Genomic DNA, 1180 nt, shown 5'->3' on the forward strand with positions numbered 1-1180 from the left:
TTCCCACTTAGCGTACGCTTAGGGGCCTTAGTCGATGCTCTGGGCTGTTTCCCTCTCGACCATGGAGCTTATCCCCCACAGTCTCACTGCCGCGCTCTCACTTACCGGCATTCGGAGTTTGGCTAAGGTCAGTAACCCGGTAGGGCCCATCGCCTATCCAGTGCTCTACCTCCGGCAAGAAACACACGACGCTGCACCTAAATGCATTTCGGGGAGAACCAGCTATCACGGAGTTTGATTGGCCTTTCACCCCTAACCACAGGTCATCCCCCAGGTTTTCAACCCTGGTGGGTTCGGTCCTCCACGAAGTCTTACCTCCGCTTCAACCTGCCCATGGCTAGATCACTCCGCTTCGGGTCTTGAGCGTGCTACTCAACCGCCCTATTCGGACTCGCTTTCGCTACGGCTACCCCACAACGGGTTAACCTCGCAACACACCGCAAACTCGCAGGCTCATTCTTCAAAAGGCACGCAGTCACGAGACGAAGACAAGTCCTCGTCCGACGCTCCCACGGCTTGTAGGCACACGGTTTCAGGTACTATTTCACTCCCCTCCCGGGGTACTTTTCACCATTCCCTCACGGTACTATCCGCTATCGGTCACCAGGGAATATTTAGGCTTAGCGGGTGGTCCCGCCAGATTCACACGGGATTTCTCGGGCCCCGTGCTACTTGGGTGTCTCTCAAACGAGCCGCTGACGTTTCGACTACGGGGGTCTTACCCTCTACGCCGGACCTTTCGCATGTCCTTCGCCTACATCAACGGTTTCTGACTCGTCTCACAGCCGGCAGACTGTGAAAGAGAGATCCCACAACCCCGCATGCGCAACCCCTGCCGGGTCTCACACGCATACGGTTTGGCCTCATCCGGTTTCGCTCGCCACTACTCCCGGAATCACGGTTGTTTTCTCTTCCTGAGGGTACTGAGATGTTTCACTTCCCCTCGTTCCCTCCACACTGCCTATGTGTTCAGCAGCGGGTGACAGCCCATGACGACTGCCGGGTTTCCCCATTCGGAAACCCCCGGATCAAAGCCTGGTTGACGACTCCCCGGGGACTATCGCGGCCTCCCACGTCCTTCATCGGTTCCTGGTGCCAAGGCATCCACCGTGCGCCCTTAAAAACTTGGCCACAGATGCTCGCGTCCACTGTGCAGTTCTCAAACAACGACCAACCACCC

Annotated in this window: 1 rRNA gene; it reads right to left on the reverse strand. The window is 57.3% G+C overall.

The features are described from left to right. Positions 1-1131: ribosomal RNA gene (locus K7787_RS31395) — 23S ribosomal RNA — on the reverse strand; the annotation flags it as partial. Positions 1132-1180: the final 49 nt, after the last annotated feature.

The sequence above is a fragment of the Streptomyces sennicomposti genome (assembly GCF_019890635.1).
GTDB lineage: Bacteria > Actinomycetota > Actinomycetes > Streptomycetales > Streptomycetaceae > Streptomyces > Streptomyces sennicomposti.